Origin of the sequence: Chryseobacterium aquifrigidense (assembly GCF_006716485.1) — a bacterium.
Taxonomy (GTDB): Bacteria; Bacteroidota; Bacteroidia; order Flavobacteriales; family Weeksellaceae; genus Chryseobacterium; species Chryseobacterium vietnamense.
The window spans coordinates 2,638,613-2,662,369 of sequence record NZ_VFPD01000001.1 but is presented as its reverse complement, the minus strand read 5'-3'; the positions used below and the strand labels follow the sequence as shown (position 1 = coordinate 2,662,369).

25 protein-coding genes are annotated in these 23,757 nt (G+C 36.9%); 20 read left to right on the top strand and 5 right to left on the bottom strand.

Annotation, left to right across the window (positions count from 1 at the left end):
• Position 1 precedes the first annotated feature (1 nt).
• The 12 genes from FB551_RS23275 (at position 2) to FB551_RS11790 (ending at position 10,907) form a co-directional block, all read left to right on the top strand.
• Positions 2–172 carry a hypothetical protein gene (locus FB551_RS23275; protein WP_156121567.1) on the top strand — a complete coding sequence of 57 codons (171 nt, stop codon included), beginning with the start codon at positions 2–4 and terminating at the stop codon, positions 170–172.
• A gap of 61 nt (positions 173–233) precedes the next feature.
• Positions 234–1,208, top strand: coding sequence for a DUF2931 family protein (locus FB551_RS11840; protein WP_262711496.1), 975 nt, complete (start codon positions 234–236; stop codon positions 1,206–1,208).
• Positions 1,209–1,242: 34 nt separating this feature from the next.
• Positions 1,243–2,655: a phospholipase effector Tle1 domain-containing protein gene (locus FB551_RS11835; protein WP_047434251.1), complete on the top strand. Its 1,413-nt coding sequence runs from the start codon at positions 1,243–1,245 to the stop codon at positions 2,653–2,655.
• 50 nt (positions 2,656–2,705) lie between these two features.
• The gene (locus tag FB551_RS11830; protein ID WP_142017660.1) at positions 2,706–3,749 is read left to right on the top strand and encodes a hypothetical protein; all 1,044 of its coding nucleotides are present in this window, start codon (positions 2,706–2,708) and stop codon (positions 3,747–3,749) included.
• Between the two features lie 29 nt (positions 3,750–3,778).
• Entirely contained in the window at positions 3,779–4,267 is a 489-nt protein-coding gene (locus FB551_RS11825; RefSeq protein ID WP_047434248.1) for a DUF4280 domain-containing protein, read from the top strand.
• 11 nt (positions 4,268–4,278) lie between these two features.
• Complete coding sequence (locus tag FB551_RS11820) at positions 4,279–7,110, top strand: OmpA family protein (protein WP_142017658.1); 2,832 nt, start codon at positions 4,279–4,281, stop codon at positions 7,108–7,110.
• A gap of 5 nt (positions 7,111–7,115) precedes the next feature.
• The gene (locus FB551_RS11815) at positions 7,116–7,715 is read left to right on the top strand and encodes a hypothetical protein (RefSeq protein ID WP_142017656.1); all 600 of its coding nucleotides are present in this window, start codon (positions 7,116–7,118) and stop codon (positions 7,713–7,715) included.
• A 13-nt stretch (positions 7,716–7,728) separates the two neighbouring features.
• Positions 7,729–8,379 carry a hypothetical protein gene (locus tag FB551_RS11810; RefSeq protein WP_047434240.1) on the top strand — a complete coding sequence of 217 codons (651 nt, stop codon included), beginning with the start codon at positions 7,729–7,731 and terminating at the stop codon, positions 8,377–8,379.
• Entirely contained in the window at positions 8,379–8,939 is a 561-nt protein-coding gene (locus FB551_RS11805) for a LemA family protein (protein WP_142017655.1), read from the top strand. The genes FB551_RS11810 and FB551_RS11805 overlap by 1 nt, the downstream gene beginning before the upstream one ends.
• On the top strand, positions 8,920–9,288 hold the full coding sequence (locus FB551_RS11800; RefSeq protein WP_142017653.1) for a hypothetical protein: 369 nt from the start codon (positions 8,920–8,922) through the stop codon (positions 9,286–9,288). The genes FB551_RS11805 and FB551_RS11800 overlap by 20 nt, the downstream gene beginning before the upstream one ends.
• Before the next feature lie 4 nt (positions 9,289–9,292).
• Positions 9,293–10,066: a hypothetical protein gene (locus FB551_RS11795; RefSeq protein WP_142017651.1), complete on the top strand. Its 774-nt coding sequence runs from the start codon at positions 9,293–9,295 to the stop codon at positions 10,064–10,066.
• Between the two features lie 124 nt (positions 10,067–10,190).
• Positions 10,191–10,907: a hypothetical protein gene (locus FB551_RS11790; RefSeq protein ID WP_142017650.1), complete on the top strand. Its 717-nt coding sequence runs from the start codon at positions 10,191–10,193 to the stop codon at positions 10,905–10,907.
• A 159-nt stretch (positions 10,908–11,066) separates the two neighbouring features.
• Here FB551_RS11790 and FB551_RS11785 read toward each other — a convergent pair whose 3' ends face one another.
• From FB551_RS11785 to FB551_RS11775, 3 genes are all read right to left on the bottom strand, one after another.
• Complete coding sequence (locus FB551_RS11785; RefSeq protein WP_142017647.1) at positions 11,067–12,857, bottom strand: endonuclease; 1,791 nt, start codon at positions 12,855–12,857, stop codon at positions 11,067–11,069.
• Between the two features lie 1,105 nt (positions 12,858–13,962).
• Positions 13,963–14,490, bottom strand: coding sequence for a DUF4136 domain-containing protein (locus FB551_RS11780; protein ID WP_047434230.1), 528 nt, complete (start codon positions 14,488–14,490; stop codon positions 13,963–13,965).
• Position 14,491: 1 nt separating this feature from the next.
• Positions 14,492–14,674, bottom strand: coding sequence for a DUF5522 domain-containing protein (locus FB551_RS11775; RefSeq protein ID WP_047434227.1), 183 nt, complete (start codon positions 14,672–14,674; stop codon positions 14,492–14,494).
• A 40-nt stretch (positions 14,675–14,714) separates the two neighbouring features.
• Here FB551_RS11775 and FB551_RS11770 point away from each other — a divergent pair, with 40 nt between their 5' ends.
• Complete coding sequence (locus FB551_RS11770) at positions 14,715–15,041, top strand: hypothetical protein (RefSeq protein WP_142017645.1); 327 nt, start codon at positions 14,715–14,717, stop codon at positions 15,039–15,041.
• Here FB551_RS11770 and FB551_RS11765 read toward each other — a convergent pair.
• Complete coding sequence (locus FB551_RS11765; RefSeq protein ID WP_142017643.1) at positions 15,038–15,226, bottom strand: hypothetical protein; 189 nt, start codon at positions 15,224–15,226, stop codon at positions 15,038–15,040. The genes FB551_RS11770 and FB551_RS11765 overlap by 4 nt on opposite strands.
• Positions 15,227–15,394: 168 nt before the next feature.
• Here FB551_RS11765 and FB551_RS11760 point away from each other — a divergent pair, with 168 nt between their 5' ends.
• The 5 genes from FB551_RS11760 (at position 15,395) to FB551_RS11740 (ending at position 21,349) form a co-directional block, all read left to right on the top strand.
• Positions 15,395–16,303, top strand: a complete 909-nt coding sequence (locus FB551_RS11760; protein WP_142017641.1) for a 1-aminocyclopropane-1-carboxylate deaminase/D-cysteine desulfhydrase — start codon at positions 15,395–15,397, stop codon at positions 16,301–16,303.
• 66 nt (positions 16,304–16,369) lie between these two features.
• Complete coding sequence (locus tag FB551_RS11755; RefSeq protein ID WP_142017639.1) at positions 16,370–17,428, top strand: glucosaminidase domain-containing protein; 1,059 nt, start codon at positions 16,370–16,372, stop codon at positions 17,426–17,428.
• Between the two features lie 16 nt (positions 17,429–17,444).
• On the top strand, positions 17,445–18,410 hold the full coding sequence (locus FB551_RS11750; RefSeq protein WP_142017637.1) for a hypothetical protein: 966 nt from the start codon (positions 17,445–17,447) through the stop codon (positions 18,408–18,410).
• An 18-nt stretch (positions 18,411–18,428) separates the two neighbouring features.
• Positions 18,429–19,718 carry a glutamate-1-semialdehyde 2,1-aminomutase gene (hemL, locus tag FB551_RS11745; protein WP_142017635.1) on the top strand — a complete coding sequence of 430 codons (1,290 nt, stop codon included), beginning with the start codon at positions 18,429–18,431 and terminating at the stop codon, positions 19,716–19,718.
• A 296-nt stretch (positions 19,719–20,014) separates the two neighbouring features.
• Complete coding sequence (locus tag FB551_RS11740; RefSeq protein WP_142017633.1) at positions 20,015–21,349, top strand: amidohydrolase; 1,335 nt, start codon at positions 20,015–20,017, stop codon at positions 21,347–21,349.
• A 52-nt stretch (positions 21,350–21,401) separates the two neighbouring features.
• On the opposite strand, the gene FB551_RS23270 is transcribed toward FB551_RS11740, so the two are convergent.
• On the bottom strand, positions 21,402–21,539 hold the full coding sequence (locus tag FB551_RS23270; protein WP_167497847.1) for a hypothetical protein: 138 nt from the start codon (positions 21,537–21,539) through the stop codon (positions 21,402–21,404).
• A 33-nt stretch (positions 21,540–21,572) separates the two neighbouring features.
• Here FB551_RS23270 and FB551_RS11735 point away from each other — a divergent pair, with 33 nt between their 5' ends.
• A complete protein-coding gene (locus FB551_RS11735) occupies positions 21,573–22,418 on the top strand; it encodes an AraC family transcriptional regulator (RefSeq protein ID WP_142017631.1) in 846 nt (281 codons plus the stop codon).
• 79 nt (positions 22,419–22,497) lie between these two features.
• A complete protein-coding gene (locus tag FB551_RS11730; protein WP_142017629.1) occupies positions 22,498–23,736 on the top strand; it encodes an amidohydrolase in 1,239 nt (412 codons plus the stop codon).
• The last annotated feature ends 21 nt before the right edge of the window (positions 23,737–23,757 follow it).

Below are 23,757 nucleotides of genomic sequence, written 5' to 3'. Positions count from 1 at the left end.
TATGGCGATCATCAAAACAGCAACCAATCTGCGCATAACAGTTAAAGATACTTACCATCTGAGCGTAGGAAAAAAGGTTGAAAAAATAGCAAAGAAAATCAATGTGGAAGCCCATAAAGAAAACCTGGTTTTAGCAAGTAACAAGAAGATTATGTCCCATGGTCATAAGTAAATATAACCTGCTGATTCTTTTAATAGGGTGTTTTTCATTAACGAATTGTCAGAATAAAAAAATGGAAGAAAAATACAGTTGGCTGGGAACCGTTTCTGCCCCACAGGAATACCCGATGGAAGTATATGAAGGAGCTATTGTGGCTGATGATTTCACTTATGCTTTTGATGCCATATGGGGAACACAGAATACAGGATGGGGAAAAGAAGGCGGTACCATGAATGTAAACACCGAAAGAATGGATGCTCCCCATAAGCTCGAATTCACATGGTATTCTCTAGTAGAAAATAAATTCTACACCGGAAAATGGAATCTGGATAAAGAAAAGATAAAAAACCTTTTTGATGAAGGGTTTGTAGATCAGGATACGAAAAAGAAATCTACTTACAATTCCTTTGTGGTGGGATTAGCTCCACAGGGAAGAGTAGTGCTTTGGATGAAAGGTCCGGGAAACCAGAAAGAAATAGGTACTTTTCAGGCTCATGATACCATTATCACCAAAGAAAAAGCCTATGACAATGCCCAGTATATGTTGAAAGAAGGCTTTGCAGAGAGGATGCTCAAAGATCCGTCTTATAAGACATTCAAGCCGGAAATTCGCGAGAAAATTGAAAAAGAAGGTTATCCAGCAGCAGATATTTATAACGTCTACAGAGAAAAATACAACTGGAAACCTTCTGTAATTCTTCCGGAAGGAGCCACCTGGATCGATTTCGGTTTTACCAATTATAACGGAGAACAGGAAAATCTTTTTGACCAAAGTTTAAAGGAGAATACTTACAAAAGCAGAGCTGTACCAAAATTCTGCGGTTTTTACTGGAAAGATAAAAACAACAACAGATATGCAGTATGGATAGACGCTTTTGATGACAAAGAAATATTTGATTTGTTTCAAAAATCAGGTAAAGACAAAAATATTGATCTGACCATTAAAGTCAACGAAGACAATACCAAAGTTTTAGTTTCCTTAGAATCCGAAAAAGAAAAACTGGCAGTTACCAAAGCAAAAATAAGGGTATCCCGAAAGATAGAATAATAGCATTCAATCAGTCAATTTAAAAACAAGAACTATGCACAACAATCAATTTGGAAGTTATACACCATCTGTATCCAAAGAGGAGGTACTGGATATTACTATTGGGATTTTTTTTGACGGAACCCTGAATAATAAAACCAATACGGACGAAAGAAAAAAGGGTACAGAGGCCCATAAAAAACACGGTGGAGAAGCTAAAGACAATACCAGTTACAACAATGACTGGAGCAATGTAGCCCGCATGTGGGACAACTATGATAAAAACTTCGGCATTTATATAGAAGGGATCGGTACAGAAGACAAGAAAGGAGATGCTACGTTGGGATATGCTTTCGGAACAGGAGAAACCGGAATCAGAGCAAAAGTGAGGAAAGGCTGTGAAGAAATCGTAAAAAAAGTGAAAACCATCAAAGCCGAAAAGAAAGCTGATAAAATTGCCGTGCTTACTTTCGATGTATTCGGTTTCAGCCGTGGAGCAGCAGCAGCCCGTAATTTTGTATACGAAATCGGAAAAGCAAAATATAGAGCCACTTCACGCACCGTTGCCAACGAAGCGGTTTCGGTGACCACTTATTCGGATGATGATGGAAAGAGTGTTGCTTCAGAAGAACTTCCAAAATGGGGACATCTCGGCCTTAAACTCGAAGAAGCAGGATTAAAGATAGATGTATTGAAAGTAAGATTCCTGGGAATTTACGATACCGTTTCTTCCTATTCAAAATATCTGTCACCAATGCCCAATTTCAGTAATGACGTAGAAGAATTAAGCCTGAATGAAATCGGAAAAGCCCAGACTGTGGTTCACTTTATTGCAGCCGATGAACACAGAGAAAACTTTGACCTCACAAGGGTACATATCGGAACTGAAAAAACATTCCCGGGTGTGCACTGCGACGTAGGCGGAGCCTATGAAAACGGAAGGGAAACATGGGAAGAAGTGGAAACATCATGGACTACGAGCAGCAAGCTGGAAGCATTAAAAACAGAGCTTGAAAATGAAGGATGGTACGAAAAAGGTGAGCTCACCATTACTCCGGGATTCTATTTGTCATTAAGAGGAACACGCGATCTTGTGAAGACTTTCAGTTATATTCCTTTGCATTTTATGGCAGAATACGGCATTGATAAAAATCTTCCTATCACCTTAAAAAAAATGACAGATGACAAATATTCCATTTTGGATGATCAGTTTTTAATTGGAATAAAAGACCGTCTCAGAACTTATGTGATGGGAAATGGCAAACCTTATTCTTTCAGACATTATAAAGAACTGCGGGATGCCTATGGAGGAAACGAAGTTCCGGAAGACCGTCAGGAAGCTTATCAGAAAGAAGTAAAGGAACAAGCCGATTTAAGAAAGCTTCGCCATAAATACCTTCACTGGTCAGCAAGAAGAGAAAAAATAGGGATGGATCCAAGACCGAACAGAACAAGGGTTATCCATTAAACTTTTAATAAGATTTTATACAAAAAAGAAATTGAAGCAGGAATATTTTTATGCAGAAATATAATATACATACCGTTCAGAAAGACGAAACTTTAAAAAGTATAGCCTCGCTGTACGGGTTGGATAAAGATGCACTAAAACTCTTCCATAATAATCACTGCGCTGTTAAGGACATGATCCTGATCAATCTTAATGGGCAGAAGGAGCTTTTTGTTCCGAGAACAGCTGTTGCAGATAAAAATGTTTTGGTAAAATTCGGAAAAGGAAACAGCCTTACCCTACAGCTAGAAAACTCAGTGCGAAGATACAGTGTAGTTATTACCATTGAAAAAGGAGAATCCAAAAATGAATTAAAATATGAAGTATCCGTTCGCTGGCTGAAAACAGAAAAAGGACATCATTTTTTCGAAATAGACAGAACGTCAAATCTTTATCTCAATGAAGAAGAAGTGAATGAAATTGCAGATCTGCTGGCTTACAGAACCTCCGGGGTTTTATATCCTTTACAGATCAGTACAGATGAACATGGAAGATTTGAAACCGTAGAAAATGCTGAGGTATTTTCCAAAAGATGGACCACTGTAAAAGAAGAATTATATAAAGAATTTGAAGGAGAAACCGTAGACGAATACTGCGGAAAGATTGAAAAAGTAATCAGCCAGCCTGAAGCCATCAATCTTTACATTAAAAATGATTACTTCATCCGTGCTTTATTCTTTGGGATATATCAGAGTTTCGGAAAAGACTACAGAACTGAGATGACAACAACGTTTCCTGTAGTAGACAATGCAATTGAACCCAGATATAAATTAACACTGGAAACAGATCCGTTAAAAGAGGAAACAGGCCTGATCACCATAGAAGGATCAGGAAAGTTATATGAAGAAAGAGATATTGATGATTTTATAAGAAGATCACCTTTTTCATTGATTATAGAAGACGACCCTGTGATGAATGAAGAAGGAACTTTCAGACTCATAAGCTATCTGAAAGGAGAAACCTCACTTCCGGAATCTCTTTACCTGGAATGCAGTATCATGCTGCAGGAAGAAAAAAAGATTTCAGTATCAGTTTCAGGAATTGATAAAAGCTAAATTACCACTTCACTAAAGATAAAATTAATATGGCAGAAAAACATATTGTAGTACAGGGCGCCCTATGCAAATGCCAGTTCGGACAGGTTCCGGACAAGCTGAAAGTACTTACACACCAAAAAGAATATGCCAATGATAAAAGTGCTTCTAAAAAACTGATCGTCACCACGAAAGAAATAGGAGCAGCCACATTTGAAAAAAATACATTCGGGAACTGTACCAAAATGGGAGGGCCGCCTCCGCCATGCAAAATTATGGTCACAGAATGGCAGAAGTTTTATGATAAAGTACAGCTCAGCAATGGCGGATATATCATTGTAGAAGACAGCAAAGCAGTATGTGCCGTTGCCGGAACTCCATGTATTGAGATTATAGACCACGGGCAGAGAGCAGAAGCCAGCCAGCAGAACTTTAAAAATGCCGACAAAGATGTTCAGCAGCAGATCAATCCGTTGGTAGATTCCGAAGAAATGTATAACGAACAGCCTTCAGGAGGAGGGCAGGATGGTGCAATCTAAATGATAAGAAAATGGCAAAAGGCGTAAAAAAAATAAAAGTTGTAAGCGGATTGTATTACCCTAAAATGTCTGTATTAGGGCAAAGGATTACCATAAAGCCAGACCAGTGGGTACAGTTTGGTGTAGGAGAATGGCTGCCGGGAACTACAGATGCAGACAAAAAGAAACCTCTTACCTGGATGAGGCAGAACAGCAGCAAAAAAATTATTATCAATCAGATCACCTCTGCTACAGGATATAAATTTTTAATTGGCAAGCAGTACTGCGGAAGCTATCAGTTTTATATTGAAGCCAGTCTGTCAGGAGTAAGAGACCCAAAAAATGATACAGGAATATATGTAAAAGGCTGGTGTGAACCCAAAATTGTAAGAAGCAAATGGTCTACACAAAAAAACAGCAAAAGCATCAAAAACAATAAAAAGAACGAATACATTTCCTATGGACATATCGTTCATCTGAACCTCGTGACGGAAGGTCTCAATGGAAATACAGTCAGTATCGAACTTTGGAATCAGCAGACAGCAAAAGCAGATAAACTGGTGCATACCTATAACAATGTACAGGTAATAGACGGTGAAGTTAATCTGAAAATAGAAAATACCTTTGCCTGGATGGCCTATGTGGACAATATTCAGAATGTAGAGGAATTCTATATTAAAGTAAAAGATGTTGCTTCCAAAAAATATATTAAAGATAATCTGGGGGATGATCTTCATGCCATCTATCTGAATGTAAAGAATAAAGTAGTTACTACCAATACCAACGGAGCCCAGAACCAGACACCGACTAAAGTGTATAAGCCGGATGTAAATTCCGTCAGACTGGAACCTTGTAAGTTTGAAGTCATCAAAATCACTGAAAGTGAAATAAAAGACGGAAAAGCTAATAATACAACCGTTAAAGTTTTTGATAATGGTAATGGTGTAAAGCAAATACAGTCACCTGCGCTTCAGGAACATATTAAAAGAACCATCTTTTATAAATTCGATTCTACAGAAATTGATAAAGATGGAGTCGCCATCCTGAATAATGTACTCAAATTCCTTTTAGAACATAAAGATGCCACCATGAATCTGAGTGGCTACGCTTGTGTAATCGGAAAGCAGAATTACAATAAAGGTCTTTCCCAAAGAAGAGCGGATGTTGTCAAAAAATTCTTTGCAGACGGTGGATTAGATCCAAGAAGAATCATCTCTGTGGGAAAAGGAGAAGTAGATCCTACCGACGATAAAAAAGGAAGAGATAATATCAAATATAAAAATGAGAAAGACTACGAAAATAACCGTAGAGTAGACATCTCATTCGTATTCAATGCCCATGATGCCCAAACGGTTAACTATGAAGTGACAGCCCCTAGTGTATCCATGAAGAAAGATATAACGATTGATGTTACCGGTTTTCAAACCAATGAATGTTTCAGAGACAGCAAAGGGAAACATAAAAAACAGGTCCTGATGGTAGATGTAGGGCAGGCAATAGATAAAGGAGATACGGTAAAGACATTTACTACGCCATCATTTAATTATGGTGTATACTCAGATTTATCACAATTCGATGCTTTTCCTATACAATATATCTGGCCGATGTGGGCCACTCCCAATCAGTTCCATCTTCACGCACATACCTGCAGGTATTTTAGCAATGAAAAGAGAACAACCGTATTAATCAAAGCCTATCCGGACATTAAATGGACACTCACTTTCTTCGTTAATCTTACCAATGAACTGAGTGTGAAATGGCAGAACCAGCCAGCGGCAAAACATAAAGACCTACAGGCTAAAGCCGGTAAAATAGGTGCTGAAAGAAGATGGAAACAAAAGGATGCTTCCTTCGGATTCAGCCTGAAAAGTGAATGGGAAAAGAACAGAAGCGGCAGTTTTCAGAAAAGTAAAGAAGTTAAAGGTGAATACGAGACAAAATTCAAAAAGCTTTATGATCTTTTCGGCTCAATGGGAGCAATGTCTGACGGTATTACCAACAAAACTAAAGGACAGGTTAGAAATATAGGTTTTAAAGGTCTTCCGGTAACTTTCGCCATTAAACCACCTAATATCAATCTTAAAGGTGAATGGTGTTTAGAAAGAGCCAAACAGAAAAATACCGAAATTGAAAGATTAGGAACAAAGGTTGATATATCTTTTAATGCAGAGCCCCTGATAGGATTAGAAGTTACAGTAGACCTCCTTTGTACAGCTGTAGGACTGGTGGCAGGAGCCGTGAGTGGTGGAACCGCAGCACCAGGTGCTGTAAGGTTGTATGGAGTGATCAAAGATCAGATGAATACAGGAGTAGAGTTCGGGAATGATGATTTCGGAGCTAAAATGAGTTCAGATGTTTACATTGATCTTGTTATTTCAAGTGAAATCAAAACATCAATTGGTTTTTCATTCAACACTGTAAGCGAAAAAAGTGATAAGCAAGGAAAAATAGAAGCCAAAAATACCCTTAAAATTGAATTAAAAGCAGGGGTTTGGGCAAAAGCAGAAGCCAATCTTGTCATTGTGAAAGTAGAAGGATATTTTGAAATGAGCGGAAAGGGATCAGCTTCCATTACATTCGGGCATGGTGTGAAATTTGATGATAAAGGATTAAATTACCGCCCGGAATTAGGATTTGATGGACTCAACGCTGAATATGTGATCAAAGGAAAAGTAGGAATGTCTGCAAAAAAGAAAATACCTAGAGGTGGCAATAAAAAACCGGCAGAACTTAAAGGAAGTTCAGAAGACGAAGGTATTATCGCAGAAGGTAAATTTAACGAAATTGTACCTAAATTTGATGTCATCAAAAGTCTTGAAGAACTTTTCGGATTCAGTGCCGATATTCCGTTAATAAGAAATTAGATAATATGAAAAAGATAGTTTTAATAATTTTGTGTTTTATCATGTTTGTATCATGCCAGTCACAACAAAAGACAGATCTGGAAAAAGTAGATTTTTCCAAAGGATATAAAGAAGTTCTGAAAGATACCAAATATCAGACAGAAGCGAGGGAAATTGTAACTACATTGCCTGTAGCTTATACCAAAGATGTTTCCGGATATAAATTCGGAAATATATCGTTTCCGGAACACAAAGAAAATAATGTAAAAAGCTCCACCGCAGGATTACTCATTAACAATACTACAGAAAGGCTTACTAAAGGAGTGAAAATAGAACTGGAAGATACTGCCGCAGGTAACGATCTTCTAGCCTATCTCAAATCACAATACAAAAATCCTAAAGTTCTTGCAGGAGTTCCGGCAAAGAACAGTGAAGGTAAAATATTGGGAAATGCAGCCTATGCCTGGGATCTGAAAGGTAAAACAATGGTATTGGTACAATATTATGAATATACCAATAATAAACCCAATACTTCCTCTGTTCTCTATATTGTAGACAATCAGGTGAAGACAGCAGACGGGCAGGAAACAGCAGCAGCACACCTTCTGAAAACGTATACTTCATAGCAGATTCTTATTGATGGATAATTATGATTATTATGCAGAAAAAGTAATTACGTATTTACCGTTAGTTATACTTTCTGTCATTGCAGTTGTTTTACTACTTCCTAATTCTAGAAAAAGATTTTTAAGAATTCAGGCATCATTACCTACATCCAAAATAAAATCTGTGGCCATGGGGCTGGTAGAAATTCAGGGAAAACTTATTATGAAAGAACCTTTGATTTCACCCGTTGCGAGAGAAGAATGCATAGGATATTATTATACAATTGAAGATGTAACCAGAGATAAAGAAGGGAAAAATTCTTATACAACAATTCATAGAGAAACCCAGTGCAATCTCTTTCTGATGCAGGATGATTCAGGAACCATTGAAATACATCCCGAAGGCATAGAATTGATATTCATCGAAGAAACCAATGTAAGTTATAACGGACAGAAAAGATATAAGGAAACATTGCTTAAATCCGGCCAGGAAATGCTTCTTGTGGGAGCTGCCGACTCGAGAAACGGAGAAGCTTTCATCAGAAAAGATACAGGGCATAAGCTTTTAGGAATTACCACTGTTGCAGGAATTTCAGTCTGGAATAAATACCAGCCCCTGTTGAGGTCATTTATTGTCACCTGTATCGTTATACTTATCGTAATGATTTTAATCTTATCACAATAATGAATCAAATTGTAGCAATTGTTATCGCCGTATTTCTTATCGTGGCCATCGTGGCTTTTTTCATCAGTTTGTACAACAAGCTTGTCATGCTGAAATTCAATGTGGAAAAAGCGTATGGGAATATAGATGTTATTCTGAAGCAAAGAGCAGACGAAATTCCTAACCTTGTCAACGTTGCCAAACAGTTTATTGCACATGAAAAAGATCTGCTTACCAAACTGACAGAACTTAGAACTTCCTATAACAACACCAATGATTCCGACAGAAAAACAGAGCTTGCCAATGAGACATCAAAAGCACTTTCATCATTTTTTGCTGTTTCAGAAAACTATCCCAGCCTGCTGTCAAACAATAACTTCCTGGAACTACAGAAAAGAGTCTCCGGACTGGAAGATAAAATAGCAGACAGAAGAGAATTTTTCAATGACAGTGTAAACCTTTATAATATAGGAATTCATGAATTTCCCAATGTTATATTGGCAAAAATGCTGGGCTATAAAGACAAAACCCTATTAGACGTTTCAAATCAGGAAAAACATTATGAAGGAGTTCAGTTTTAATACATTTTTCGGATATGAAAATATACTGATGGAAAAACCCGAAATTGTTTTGTTCGGGGCGATGCTTCTTCCTATAGGTCTGATTATGGTGGTCAGTATGATAGGCTGGGTTTTCAGAAAACTGAAATTCAATATGTATATTATTCAGGCCATACTATACACACTGCTTTTCACATTCTTTTTTGGAACAGTCACTATGCTGATTCTTTTTTTTATAACAGATAAAAGCGGAGTTAAACTTGCGTGGTGCTGGAGTGCTATTCTCCTGGGAATGTTCTGCTTTAGCATCATCAATACCAATACCATCAGTAAAATGTTTACAGACTGGTCTAAAATCATTAAAAACTAAAATTATGATACAACAACCCTATTATATGATCGACTTCAGTGCATCAGCCTGTTTGTTCGAAATAAGGATTAATGATTATCCTGTGATTCATATGAATGTTGAGGGACAGGTCGCCACCAATATTCCAATTAATTTTGCCATATTGAAAAGTGGTGTTCAGACGATATCAGCAACCATTTTACCTAATATAGGCGATGTACAGCTGCATCCTAAATCAGAACTGAAATTTAATGTCAAACTTTTTGATGTGGCTAATGATTTTGTTTTTGACAAACAGTTTGGAGACTATCATTCAGAGGCTATTGAAGACAAAAAGAAACAGGTTATCAAACATGTTGGCTCCTTTAAAGCAGAAGTTCCTTATCAGCTTTCGGCATGGCAGAACGGGAGAAACCTGCAGGACATTAAAGACGGCAGAAAAAAACTGGAGCAGGCTTATGATCATATATCAAGATTAATAAGGGAAAATAAATTTGAAGATTATAAGAAATCAATTTCCAGAAGGGAAGAAAATATGGCTGCTTCTATGTATCTGTCAAAAACAGAATCGGAAGAACGATTTAATGATCTTGTAAAAGATTTCAAGTCCGGATTTAAAATACAGCCTGTTTCTAAAGATGCCGTTATGTTTGTATGTGCAGAAAATAAAGTCGCTTTTTTAAAAAAGGCAAACGGAGAATCTGCTTTATATCTGGAAAACCCGGAAACAGAAGAAGAACTGATGCTTGATATTTCATTTTATATTCCGGAAGGAAAGGAAGAATTTGAAATCATATAAGCACTTTATATTCATGCAAACAAATAGGAATTTGAAGTTAAAAGTGAATAAAAAACGTTTTCCGGATACTTGAATCATTTTTTTTCTGTTCTATTATTGATAACTGCATACTAACACTAACATTATGAAAAGATTGAAATATATAGTAATACCAATGCTCTGTCTGGCAGTTGCTTCATGCGGCCATCAGAAAAATAAAGATACTGAATCTTTGGTTGAAACACAGGGAAGTACTCAGACAGAACCCTTCAATCTTGCTAAAGTTGCTGTTGGACAAAATATCAATGAAATCTTAAAATCTGCCGGAGCCACAGCAAAAGAAGCAGTACGTACCAGTGAAGTTACTCTTATCGGAAATGAAAAACTGGCTTTTTCATCAAAAGAATTATTACACTTCAATGGGATAGATTTAGAAGGAAAAAATAATAAAAATATCAATAAAGTCCTTCTGCATTTTGGAAAAGTAGATCAAGAAATTGGTCCTCTTGCTAATGAAAAAGAGGATGAATTAGGAATGTATCAGCTTGATATCTATACAGAAGAAGAAAAGACAGCACTCTTTGATAACCTAAACAAAACCCTTCAGAAACCTACTTTTGATACCATTCGTGAAGGATTTGAATCTGAAATCAGAGATAATGAAATCATTAAGACCCATAATAAGCTCAGACAGGAAGTAGCCATCTGGAAAAATAAAGATATGCTCTATTATTACTGCGAAACTAAAATTGATAACAGACCGGACGAATACCGCTGCAACCTCTTTGTCTTCAAAAATAAAGAATGGAAAGACCTTCTCAAAGGATCAGGATACCCGGATCTGGATAAAATATCTCTATAACATTCGCTTACACAAATCAGCATGCTGATGCCTCTGTGCCCTTTAAAATAAGAGCTCTGCGTTAAAAAGATCTGCTCTATCAGCAAAATCTGCGGGAGTTTAAAAAATAAATGCCGGTCTAAAAAGAACCGGCATTTTTATATCAAATCAGTATTTGAATTATTTTACAAGGAACTGCATCGTTACCTGATCCAGTTTTAAAATATAAACTCCCTGACCAAGATTTCTTGTTTTAATAGAGTTTCCATTTCTGAAAGGCTGATCAATTGTCTGAAGAGTTTTCCCCTGAAGGTTATAAATCTCCGCTTTTTTTACCTTCTGAAGATCCCCTTTTACGAAAATTTCCTGATTGGTAATAGGATTAGGCGAGATTTTGAAACTGTTGGAAGTCGTTTCTGCAGCTGTATTTTGAGCCATTCTTGCACCTGATCCGGAATAACATGTCCATGCAAGATCATCAATAGCCACTCTGTTACTTGATGAAGTATTAACCAGACTTACCACTACATTTCCGGAAACGTTGATATTGTTGATGGTAGTCGTTGTAGATGTAGTACTGTAAGGAACAGTTCCTACGGTTGTTCCGTTTACTTTTACATCAAAAGTACCATTTGTTCCTGAGAATTTCAGCTGTGTAGTTACCGTTAAAGAACCAATACCATTTGCAGAGCTTCCGGAAGTTAAAGAACCGTTTCTTACCGTAATCGCTTTATTGTTAATGGTCTGATCTGTTCTTGCATCCGTTGCTGTCCATGAGATTCCTCCATTGCTCCATGTTCTGGTTGTGTAAGTAGAATTGGCTGCAGGAATTGTTTCAAAAGTTTCATTGGCGCAGCTGGTCCCTGGAGTAGTACCACCTGAATTAGTAGTACCGGAAACCGTTGAACTGTTCGATGAAGAATTTCCAGCTGCATCTTTTGCTACCACATAAAAACTGTAAGTAGTAGAAGGAGTAAGCCCTGAAATAGTCGTTGAAGTTGAACTTATCGTAGCAGCCAGATTTCCGTTCATGTAAACATTATATGCGGTTACGCCTACATTATCAGTAGAAGCATTCCATGCCAGAGAAATGCTGCTTGAAGTTGTTCCTGAGACATTCAGACCTGTCGCCGCAGTAGGTGCCTGAGTATCACCTGAAGGCTGTTGAGAACCCCAGATAAGATTAACATAATTTGGATTGTCTATGAAAGGATTTCTGTTTCCCTGAAAAGTATATGAAGCATTATTTCTTTTAATTTCTGCCTGAGAAACCGGATCCTGATTATGCCATGCTAAAAGAACATTCAGTTCCCATGTCTGCAATCCCGGGAATGTAGAATTTCCTAACATATTTCCTGATGAGAAAGTAGAAAGTTTGCTTTGGTAACGGGTTACAAAATAGAAAATCATACGTGCCACATCTCCTTTAAACTCATCAATCGGCTCAAATACCGTTCCTGCATATCCTGAAGATACAGAGGTTCCCAGCTTGGATCCATTCTGTGAAGTGAAAGAAGCACTTCCTACCTTTCCGAAAGGATAATTACTTCTCATTCCGTTTACTTTGCCATCTGTAGCTCTGATAAAATGAATATCTGCTACCATTGGAGAAGCTTGATTGAAAAGGCTTTGAGGAACAATATGCTCTCTGTTGTAGCAATTTCCCTCAGTAGAATACGTCCCACACTGATCAGATCCAGGAGTATAGTTATAAGAATCAGCACCTGAAGGCTTTTCAGAATAAATATCAAGGATGGTCCCGTCATTTTCGTAGTCCTTATCAATATCAGTGGTTTTATAGGCTGTCCAAAGCCCGCTGTAGCCTTTATCCACATGTCCGTTGGTGATAATGCTGCTTAATTCAGTTTTCAGTGCCGCCCCACTCAGTCCGTTGGCAGAATTGTAGTATCCTGCAGGAGCCTGAGCGTGAGCAAGTCCTGCAAATACAGAAAATAAAATGATTTTTTTCATATAATATAAGTTTAAGCAAGAATAACACATTTTTGTGAATTAAAAAATTACAAAATCGTTAATTTTAAATGCACTGCATGTAAATATGTAATGAGTAGTGAGCAATGAATGATAAGGATCATATAAGATTCCGTTTTATATTTTGAATTATGACTTTTATAATCTATCCTCAATATTGGCTATTCAATAGGACCAGGCTTTAACCCGGTTTAAAAATAAAACGTTTTTCAATTGTCTTAGCCAAGAATAAAAATAATAGAAGACTATATCCCCGGTTATCTGTGCTATCTGTGGGATAAATAAAATAGTTACCCATAAAAAAAGCTGATGCTTTTATAATCTATCCTCAATATTGGCTATTCAATAGAACCGGGCTTTAGCCCGGTTTAAAAATAAAACGTTTTTTCCTTTGGCTTAACCGAAACTAAATAATGGAAGATTATATCCACGGTGATTTGTGCAAATCTGTGCTATCTGTGGGATAAATAAAATAGTTACCCCATAACAAAGGCTGATGCTTTTATAATCTATCCTCAATATTGGCTATTCAATAGAACCGGGCTTTAGCCCGGTTTAAAAATAAACGATTTCATTTTGCTTTAGCCTGAAACGAAATAATGGAAGATTATATCCACGGTGATCTGTGCAAATCTGTGTTATCTGTGGGATAAATAAAATATTTACCCCATAAAAAAGCTGATGCTTTTATAATCTATCCTCAATATTGGCTATTCAATAGGACCGGGCTTTAGCCCGGTTTAAAAATAAACTATTTCCTTTGGCTTTAGCCGAAACTTAAATAATGGAAGATTCTATTCCCGGTTATCTGTGCAAATCTGTGTTATCTGTGGGAAAAATAAAATATTTACCCCATAAAAAAAGCTGATGCTTTTATAATCTATCCTCAATATTGGCTATTCAATAGAACCGGGCTTTAGCCCGGTTTAAAAATAAACGATTTCATTTTGCTTTAGCCTGAAACGAAATAATGGAAGATTATATCCACGGTGATCTGTGCAAACTGTGTTATCTGTGGAAAAAACAAAATAATTGCATAAAAAAAGCCAGTACAGAAGTACCGGCTATGTAATGGATGACTTAAATCTTATTTTCTTTGTGGCGGATAATTTTTCATAATCTCAGCCATAATTTCTGGAATCTGTCTCTGTTTTGCTTTTGGAGAATCTACAGAAATTCCGCTTCCTATACCTTGCCAAACCAATTTGTTGCTTTTTGCATCAATAAGGTCAACAATCAGAGCTCCTTCATTATAGTTGGTTGTCCATGTTCTGCTCATGCCGACACCCCATCCGAATGGTCCGCCCCATCCCCACATTCCGTAAGGAGAAGAGGAATTGATATCAGTAATCTTTTTATGATTTGCTTTTACGTTGATAATAAGATCAGGGTTTTCTCCGGACTGCAGTCCTTTGCTCTGAAGCTGTCTCGACAGTTCATTCAACACTCTGTCTTTATCAATATCATTCAGTTTTAGATCATCAATTCTGATTTTATATGTTTTATAAGAATTGAAATTGGCGGTTTCAGCATAATCTGAACGTACCTGAAAAGGGCTACAAGATGTTAAGCCTAAAGTAGCAGATGCCAACAAAATAAAAATATATTTTTTCATTTTATTTATTTTTTTTATCACTTTTAATGAATGTATCAGTCTTTTTATCGTACCCGTAAGGACAGTGTCTGCAGCCGCTTTTACAGCAGTATCCTCTTTTCAGATGGAATTTTTCTGTAAAAACCTTGTACCCCTGTTCATTATAGTAGAAGTCTTCACCTTCTTTGATGTCATAATGGGCCATAAGTTAAATGCTAGTCAAAAAACTTTTTATATTTGTTACTATGATAATTGTATGCCAAAAGCCTTTAAAAAAATTAAAAATTAATGGCATTGCTCTCTTTCCCTTTATCTTCATTAGGAAACCCGAAGATAAGGAAAATAATGTATTGATCAATCACGAAAAAATCCATTTGAAGCAGCAACTGGAAATGCTCGTTATTTTCTTCTATATTTTCTACGTTGTTGAATACTATTATTGGTTTTTCAAATTGAAAGACGGCTATCTGGCTTACAGAAGAATTTCCTTTGAAAGAGAAGCTTATGCTAATGAAAACAACCTGAACTATCTCAGAAAAAGAAAATTCTGGAACTTCAGGAAATATCTTTAGAATAAGGGCATGATGCATTGGAGTTCCGGGTTACGAGATTCGGGTTCAGGATTCTGGGTTCTGGCTTCCGATTTATTCTTTGTAATGACAGAAGTATTAAGATCTTTCACATCAAGATAACCGGAATATTTTGGCATTGCAGTACTGTATAATTCAATAGGAATGGGCTTTAGCCCGTTTATCAAAAAAATCAAAATTCATCCGGCTTTAGCCAAAACTTAAAAAAGTATCAAACAGCCATCTGTAGAAATCCATGTTATCTGTGGTAAAAAAACAATAAAAACAACAAATTGTCACAACACTAAATCTTTTCCTACTTTTGTAAAGAATAAACCTTGAGTTGTACAACTGAAATGCTATTAAAACTTCCCACAGAACCTGTTCCCATCCAGGAAATTCCCCTTGAGAAAAATATTAAACTTTTCATTAAAAGGGAAGATCAGATTCATCCGCTGATTTCAGGAAATAAATACTGGAAACTGTTCCATAATGTCAACCACTATCTGGAAAGAAATCCTGATAATCCTTATATTATTACTTTTGGAGGCGCTTTTTCGAATCATATCGCCGCAGTTGCTGCAGTAGGTCATCTGGCTGGCATTCCAACCCTGGGAATTATCAGAGGAGAAGAATTAGAGCATAAATGGCGCGATAACCCAACCTTACTTTTTGCCAAAAGGAATGGAATGAACCTGAAATTTGTCACCCGCGAAGAATACCGTCACAAAGAAAAACTTACGGAATTCCTTCAGCAGGAGTTTCCGGAGGCATTGATAGTCCCGGAAGGAGGTACCAATGAAGAGGCCGTAGAAGGAGTGAAAATGATGCTCAATGAACAAACAAAAGATTTTGACTATCTTTGCACCGCAGTTGGAACCGGAGGTACTATTGCAGGAATTTCAAAATTTTGTGAAGAAAATCAGAAAGTTATAGGATTTAAGGCCGTTGACGATGCTTCACTGGAAAATAAAATTTTTGAATTAACTTTGAGACAAAATTTTAATCTAATAGATTCATGTTTTGGAGGTTATGGTAAAATAAATGATAAAAACGTTCATTTTATCAATGATTTCAAAGAGAGGTACGGAATTCCTTTGGAACCGATTTATACAGGGAAAATGATGGAGAAAGTTTTTGAACTGATAGAAGAAGGGTATTTTCCTGAAAACAGTAAGATTTTGTGCTTTCACACTGGTGGTTTACAGGGAATTGAAGGAGCTAATCTACTTTTGGAAAAACAGAATAGAAATTTAATTATATAAGTAAAATTGAAAAACATGAAACACTTAGTGTTCCATCTTTCATTTTAAAACAATAAAAATTATAAGATGAAAAGACTTTTTCTATCCATAAGCCTTTTAGTTTTATCAAAATTTTCAGCCCAGACTTGGGCAACCGAAGATCAGTATATTCAGAAGTTTGCTAAATATGCCGTAGAAGAAATGGAAAAATATAAAATTCCGGCTTCTATTACCCTTGCCCAGGGATTACTGGAAACGGGAGGTGGACAGAGCAGACTGGCACAGGAAGGTAAAAACCACTTCGGTATAAAATGTAAAGAAGACTGGACCGGTAGAACGATGAAACATACCGATGATGCACCTAACGAATGCTTCCGTGTGTACGATGATCCAAGACAGTCTTATGAAGACCATTCTATATTTTTATCCACAAGAAAATATTACGCCAACCTTTTCAAACTGGATATGAAAGATTACAGAGCGTGGGCAACCGGTTTAAAAAAAGCGGGTTATGCTACCAATCCACGCTATGCTTCAATTCTTATTACCAAAATTGAAAAGTATAAATTATACGAATATGACAATACCAATTCTAATGAAGTATTGTATGCTGTTCTTAAAATGTACCCGGATCTGAAAGACGACAGAACTTTCATGGCACAGCTGGAGCCTTCAAAAGCCATCAGAAAAGTCAAAGACCCTGTTACAGTAGAAGTTCCTTACAAACAGACTTCTTACGCACAACAACAAAAAAGAGTAGAAAGAATCAAAACGAAAGCTGAAATTCTGAATTCTATTCTTATCAAAAGCCATCCGAATGACGGGCTGAAATATATTATCATTCCTGAAGATACCGATGTAAAATTCATTGCCAGCAAGTTCAAGGTGAGCGAAAGCAGACTAATGAAGTGGAATGAACTGGAAAATGAGACTTTAAAGAAAAATGATATCGTTTTCCTTGAGTCAAAAAATTCTACAGGAAATACCGCAACCTATAAAGCGGTGTCTGGAGAAGATATGCATGATATCGCCCAAAAATTCGGAATCAAATTACATAAATTGTATGCTAAAAACAGGATGGATGAAGGACAGCAGCCTTCTGCAGGACAGCTGATTTATTTAATAGACAAAAAACCACGAAACTAATAATAACTCCAAAACAATGGGAATTTTAAATATCAAATCTAAATATCTGCTGATATTTCTGATATTGATGTCATGTACAATATTTTCTCAGGAGCAAAATTATATTCCTTACAGAAAAGGAAAAGTGTGGGGGTTGTGCGATATTAATAAATTTATAGTTGTGCAACCACAATATAGCAGCATAAGCAGTTACGACGAATCTGTAGGAGGTTTTCATGCAGAACAAAATGGACAATTTGGAATTATAGACAGAAGGGCAGTGATGATCATGCCATTTATTTCTCATATGCCTATATCTGTGGACGGAGATAAATATCTGGTGTTTGATGGATGGGATTACTATTATTATTCCATTAAAACAAAAATGCGTCTTGAAAAATATATTAAACGTGAAAACTATCCAATAAGGGACAGAGGTTGGGAGAATGATCCGCTTTATAGAAATGATGCAAAGTTAACATTAAACAGGAATGATCTTGATGATGAAGACCTGGACATGCTGGTCCCATATGATGATGACAACTACCAGCTGAATTACAAGAGCGATTTTATCGAAATAAATAAAGATGATACTTATGTTGGGATTTATATTCCTAAACTTAAGAAAATATTTATTAATACACGCGAAATAGCATATGTTGGATGGCAGTTTTATAGAGGAAAACCTTATATTTTTACGACTAACGATTCAGGGCTGTTTGGATTAGCAGACGAACATTTTCGGGAGGTTTATCCTATACGATATAAGATGATCAATCTTGTAGAAGCGAGTCAGTTAGTGGTTCTCTCAGAACCTGATCCGAATAACAATAAGAATTTAATTTTCATGACAATTCTTCCCAATAATAAGGTTTTATATGGAAAATTTGAACCAGCCGTTACACTTTGGAAAAATGGCAATCCTTTTCAAATATATTACACAGTGATTGATGGACAGAAGAATTATGCAGGAGAAGATGGAACCCTTTATTTTGAGGGTTAAACAATAAAATAAGAGAAAATGAAGTATCAGAGAAGTTCGGCTTTATTTGATGAAGCCTACAAATACATTCCGGGAGGCGTAAACTCTCCGGTAAGAGCATTCAAATCCGTAGGAGGAGTGCCTGTTTTTATGAAATCGGCGAAGGGAGCTTACCTTACCGATGCAGATGACAATACTTACATCGATTATATCAACTCATGGGGCCCGGCTATTTTAGGACATACCCATCCTGAAGTGCTGGAAGAACTGAAAATACAGGCAGAGAAAGGATTCTCTTTCGGAGCCCCTACAGAACTGGAAACTGAAATTGCAAAATTCATCATTGAAAATGTCCCGAATATTGACCAGATCAGAATGGTTTCTTCAGGAACAGAAGCATGTATGAGTGCTATCAGGCTGGCAAGAGGATATACGGGAAGAGATAAAATTGTAAAATTTGAAGGCTGCTATCACGGGCATTCAGATTCATTCCTGATCAAAGCGGGAAGCGGAGCCGCTACATTCGGAAATCCAAATTCTCCGGGAGTAACTGCTGGTACTGCAAAAGATACTTTGTTAGCCCGTTATAACGATTTTGAACAGGTTCAGGATTTATTCCGCCATAACCAGGGAGAAATTGCAGCAGTAATTATAGAGCCGGTTGCCGGAAATATGGGTTGTGTACTGCCTGAAAACGACTTTTTACAAAATCTTAGAAAAATCTGTGATGAAAACGGAGCATTATTGATTTTTGATGAAGTAATGACCGGTTTCAGATTAGCTTTCGGAGGAGCACAGGAACTTTTCAATGTAAAAGCAGACCTGGTCACTTACGGAAAAGTAATCGGAGGAGGACTTCCTGTAGGAGCTTTTGCAGGTAGAAATGAAATTATGGATCACCTTGCACCAAAAGGAGGAGTTTACCAGGCGGGAACGCTAAGTGGAAACCCCCTGGCAATGAGAGCAGGATTAAAAACCCTTCAGCTTATTAAAAATGATCCCGAATTTTTCAACAGATTACACAAGACCACAGAAACGTTGGATTTTGAAATCGGAAAAATTCTGAATGAGAAAGGAATTGCTCACAGAATCAACAGAAAAGGTTCTATGATGTCTGTATTCTTCCATATCAAAAGTGTTTCCAACTTTGATGAGGCTCAGGAAGCTAACCATTCATTGTTCAATAATTTCTTCCATCAGATGCTGCAGAATGGAGTATATCTTCCACCAAGCGGTTACGAAACATACTTCATCAGTGATGCCATCAGGGATAAAGAAATTGATATGACACTGGAAGCAGTAAGAAAATTTGAATATTCAAATAAATAAATATAAATGAAACCGGATTTTTAAATCCGGTTTTTTTATGCAGAAATGTAACTTCAATATTGAGAATTTTAAGCCCGCAGATTGAATTAATAGGCAAATTTTAATTTAAAATATTCATTTTCTCATGTCATATATGAAAATCTGCATAAGCTGAGTGTTCTGCAGGGGAAATTTTCTTTTTAAAATGACTATCTGAAACATAAATATTCACAAAGCATAAATCATACAGATTTTGTAATAAACCATACACTTGGTTCAGAGTACTTCTTTCTAATTTTGTATCAAATAGATTGGAAATGAAGACTTCAGACAATAACATCTCCCGTAAAGATTTTATCCGTAATTCAGCACTGGCTGTAGCGGGATTAACTTTAATACCCAGTATCATGACCGCATCACCTTTCCTTAATGACAGTACTATTTCAGCAAAAGGAAAAATGAGCCTTAAAAATGTTCGTCTGGAAACAGGTTTTAATTACCGGGAAGGAGAAGTTACCTCCACCAAAACTGATCTGTTTTATGTAGAAGTTGAAAACGGAAAAATCACAAAGATCACAGCCAATCAGCCCAATGCTAAAGCTGTAGATGCAAAAGGTCTATTGATGCTTCCTGCATTTAAAGATATGCATATTCACCTGGATAAAACCTTTTATGGAGATAAGTGGCAGGCAGTTAGAAAAAGAACCGGAGGTGTTAAAGGAATGATAGAACTGGAGCAGAAAATGCTTCCTGAGATGCTGAAAAATTCTACCTTCAAGGCTGAAAAACTGATCGAGCTACTGCAATCAAAGGGAACTTCCTATGCAAGAAGCCATGTGAATATTGAACCGACTTCCAAACTTCAGTCTTTAAAAAATCTGCAGAAAGCTTTAGAAAACAAAAAGAAAAGCTTTGGAGCTGAGCTGGTAGCCTTTCCACAGCATGGTGTTTTCTATACGGATTCCGTACCATATCTGAAAGAAGCTGCGAAAATGGACATCGATTTTATCGGTGGAGTAGATCCGTTCAGCATTGATGGAGATATCGAAAAAGTGGTTGACTTCACGGTTCAGCTTGCTTTAGACAATAAAAAAGGAATAGATATTCATCTTCATGAAACCGGAGATTCAGGATTGAAAACGGTAGAATACCTGATTAAAAAAGTAAATGAAAATCCTTTTCTGAAAGGAAAAACTTATGTAAGCCACTGTTTTATTCTGGCAAAATTAGAAGCTGCAAAACTGGAAGAAATTGCGGAAAAATTAAGTGAAGCACAAATTGGAATTGTTTCCACGATCCCTTTTGGCAGACTGATTATGCCTATCCCAACTCTTTATAAACATAATGTGACTGTTCTCACAGGAAATGACAGTATCATAGATCACTGGAATACTTTCGGAACAGGAAGTGTACTTCAGAAAGCCAACCTGATGGCTCAGTTGTACGGATATTCAACAGAGTTTTTATTGTCAAGAAGCTTAAAACTTGCAACGGGAAATATTCTTCCGCTGGATGACAAAGGAACTCAGCAATGGCCGAAATCCGGAGATAAGGCAGACTTTGTACTCATCAATGCAAGCTGTTCAGCAGAAGCCGTATCAAGAATTTCAGAAGTAGAATCATTGGTGCATGATGGAAATGTTGTCTTTTAGACCCAATGATATAATTGTTTACAAATTTATATATATAATTTAGTTGTGTTTTTTAGCCACAAAGGGTATGAAAGCCTGAAAACAATTGTTGATTTTCAGAAACAGCCACGGAATGAAGTAGAAACTGAAGAAGAAGTGGTGTATGTAAAGCTTTTATCCCTTTTGTGGTTGTTTTAATTTTTTCTCTCATAAATTTTACTAATTTTAGAGAAAATCAGGCAGGGTGGCTTACCATACAGATCATTTTCCAATTTTAGGAATTCAGGAATTTAGTGAAAATCAGCTGAAAGGCTGTAATCTGCTGTTCAATGAGCTTTCCGGAGCACGTTCTATTGATGATCCACACAAGCACGACTTTTTTATCATCAATCTTTTTGAGCATGGAGCAGGCTCACATACCATAGATTTTACAGAATATGAAGTAAAGGATTACCAGATTCATCTGGTTTTTCCGGATCAGGTACATCAATGGGTGATTGAAAAAGAAACCATAGGATATCAGCTGATGATCAGCAGAGATTGGTTTGAAAGTTTTCTACCTTCGTTAAGGTTTTCTGCATCGTATTACCAGAATCATCCGGTGATCAATCTTTCCAAAGAAGTTTTTGAAACTTTTCTATATGAATTTCATGCCATTCAGAAAGAACTGAACGGAGAAAAAGTATTTTGGGAACTGATTCAAAAAAGAAGTGAACTGATTGGTTTACTGGTGAGTAAATCTGTGGAAGGTGCTTACAAAGATTTTGAAGTTTATAACTCAAATCCTATTATTTCAAAGTTTCTGCATCTTATTGACGAACATTTCAAAACAGAAAGATCCGTATCCTTTTACGCCGATAAACTGAATATTTCTGCCAACTACCTGAATATTGTCTGCAAGAAAACCCTCAATGCTTCAGCTTCATCTCTTATTCAGGACCGTATTTTGCTGGAAGCAAAGAGGTTATTAAAAGTTTCTGAAATGTCTGTGAAAGATATTGTATATGATCTTGGGTTCTATGATCATGCAAGCTTTTCCAAATTCTTTAAAGCGCAGACGGGAATGACACCTTCCCAGTTCAAAGAATAATCTGTACAAAACAAGACATAATTGATACACCGGTTTTAACATGAAGTCGGGCTAATTTTGTATAGTTAAATTTTAAATCATGCAATTTCCCTATCAATTAACTGCAAAAGGAAACTATTCCCTAAAAAATGTCCGCCTGGAAACAGGTTTTGAATACGAAAATGAAGAGGTTACCGGAACAAAAACAGATCTTTTCAGTATTGAAATTGAGGACGGAAAAATAAAAACAGTAAAAGCCAATGATCCTGCTTCCCAAGCAATTGATGCAAAAGGTTATCTGATGCTTCCTGCTTTCAGAGACATGCACATTCATCTGGATAAAACACTATATGGTCTTCCGTGGCAGGCACTTTCTCCGAAAAGAAGAACGGTAAAAGATATGATCGCCTATGAACAGGAAATCATCCCTGAATTGCTGAAAACTTCCGTAAAGAGGGCAGAGCAGCTGATCAGCCTGCAGCAGCATTATGGAACTCACTTTGCAAGAACCCATTTTAATATTGATCCTACATCAGGATTAAAATCTTTGGAACATCTTGAACAGGCACTTGAAAATAAAAAAGATTCCTTCAAAGCTGAACTGGTGGCATTCCCGCAGCATGGAGTTTACTATACAGAATCTGCTCCATTGATGAAAGAAGCAGCACAGCTTAAAAGTGTAGGATTTATCGGCGGACTGGATCCTTTAAGTATAGACGGAAGCATTGAAAAGGTAATGGATTTTACCGTTCAGCTGGCTTTAGATCACAACAAAGGAATTGATATTCACCTGCACGAGGTAGGAGAATCCGGAATGAAAACCATCAATTATCTGATTGATAAAGCGATCGAAAATCCCGTACTTCAGGGAAAAACATTTGTAAGCCATGCGTTTGCCTTAGCTCATCTTTCACCCAAAGAAACGGAACAGATTGCGGAAAGACTGGCTGCCGGAAAAGTAGGAATTGCTTCTTCAGTACCTTTTAAAGGGACAGTAATGCCTATTCCCACTCTGAAAAAATATGGAGTGAATGTACTAATCGGAAACGACAATGTACAGGATTACTGGAGTACGTTCGGTTCCGGAAATATGCTGCAGAAAGCCAATTTGATTGCAGAACTGTACGGTTATGCTACGGAATATGCCCTGTCAAGAGCTTTGCAGTTTGCTACCCAAATTATTCTTCCTCTCGATGAAAAAGGAAAACAACAGTGGCCAAAAGCCGGGGATGAAGCAGCCATTGTTCTGACAGACGCTTCATGTTCTGCAGAAGCCGTTTCCAGAATGTCTGAAATAAAAGCCCTGATGAACGACGGGAATTTATTCTGGAGAAATTAATTGAAGTATATATATTTTTTA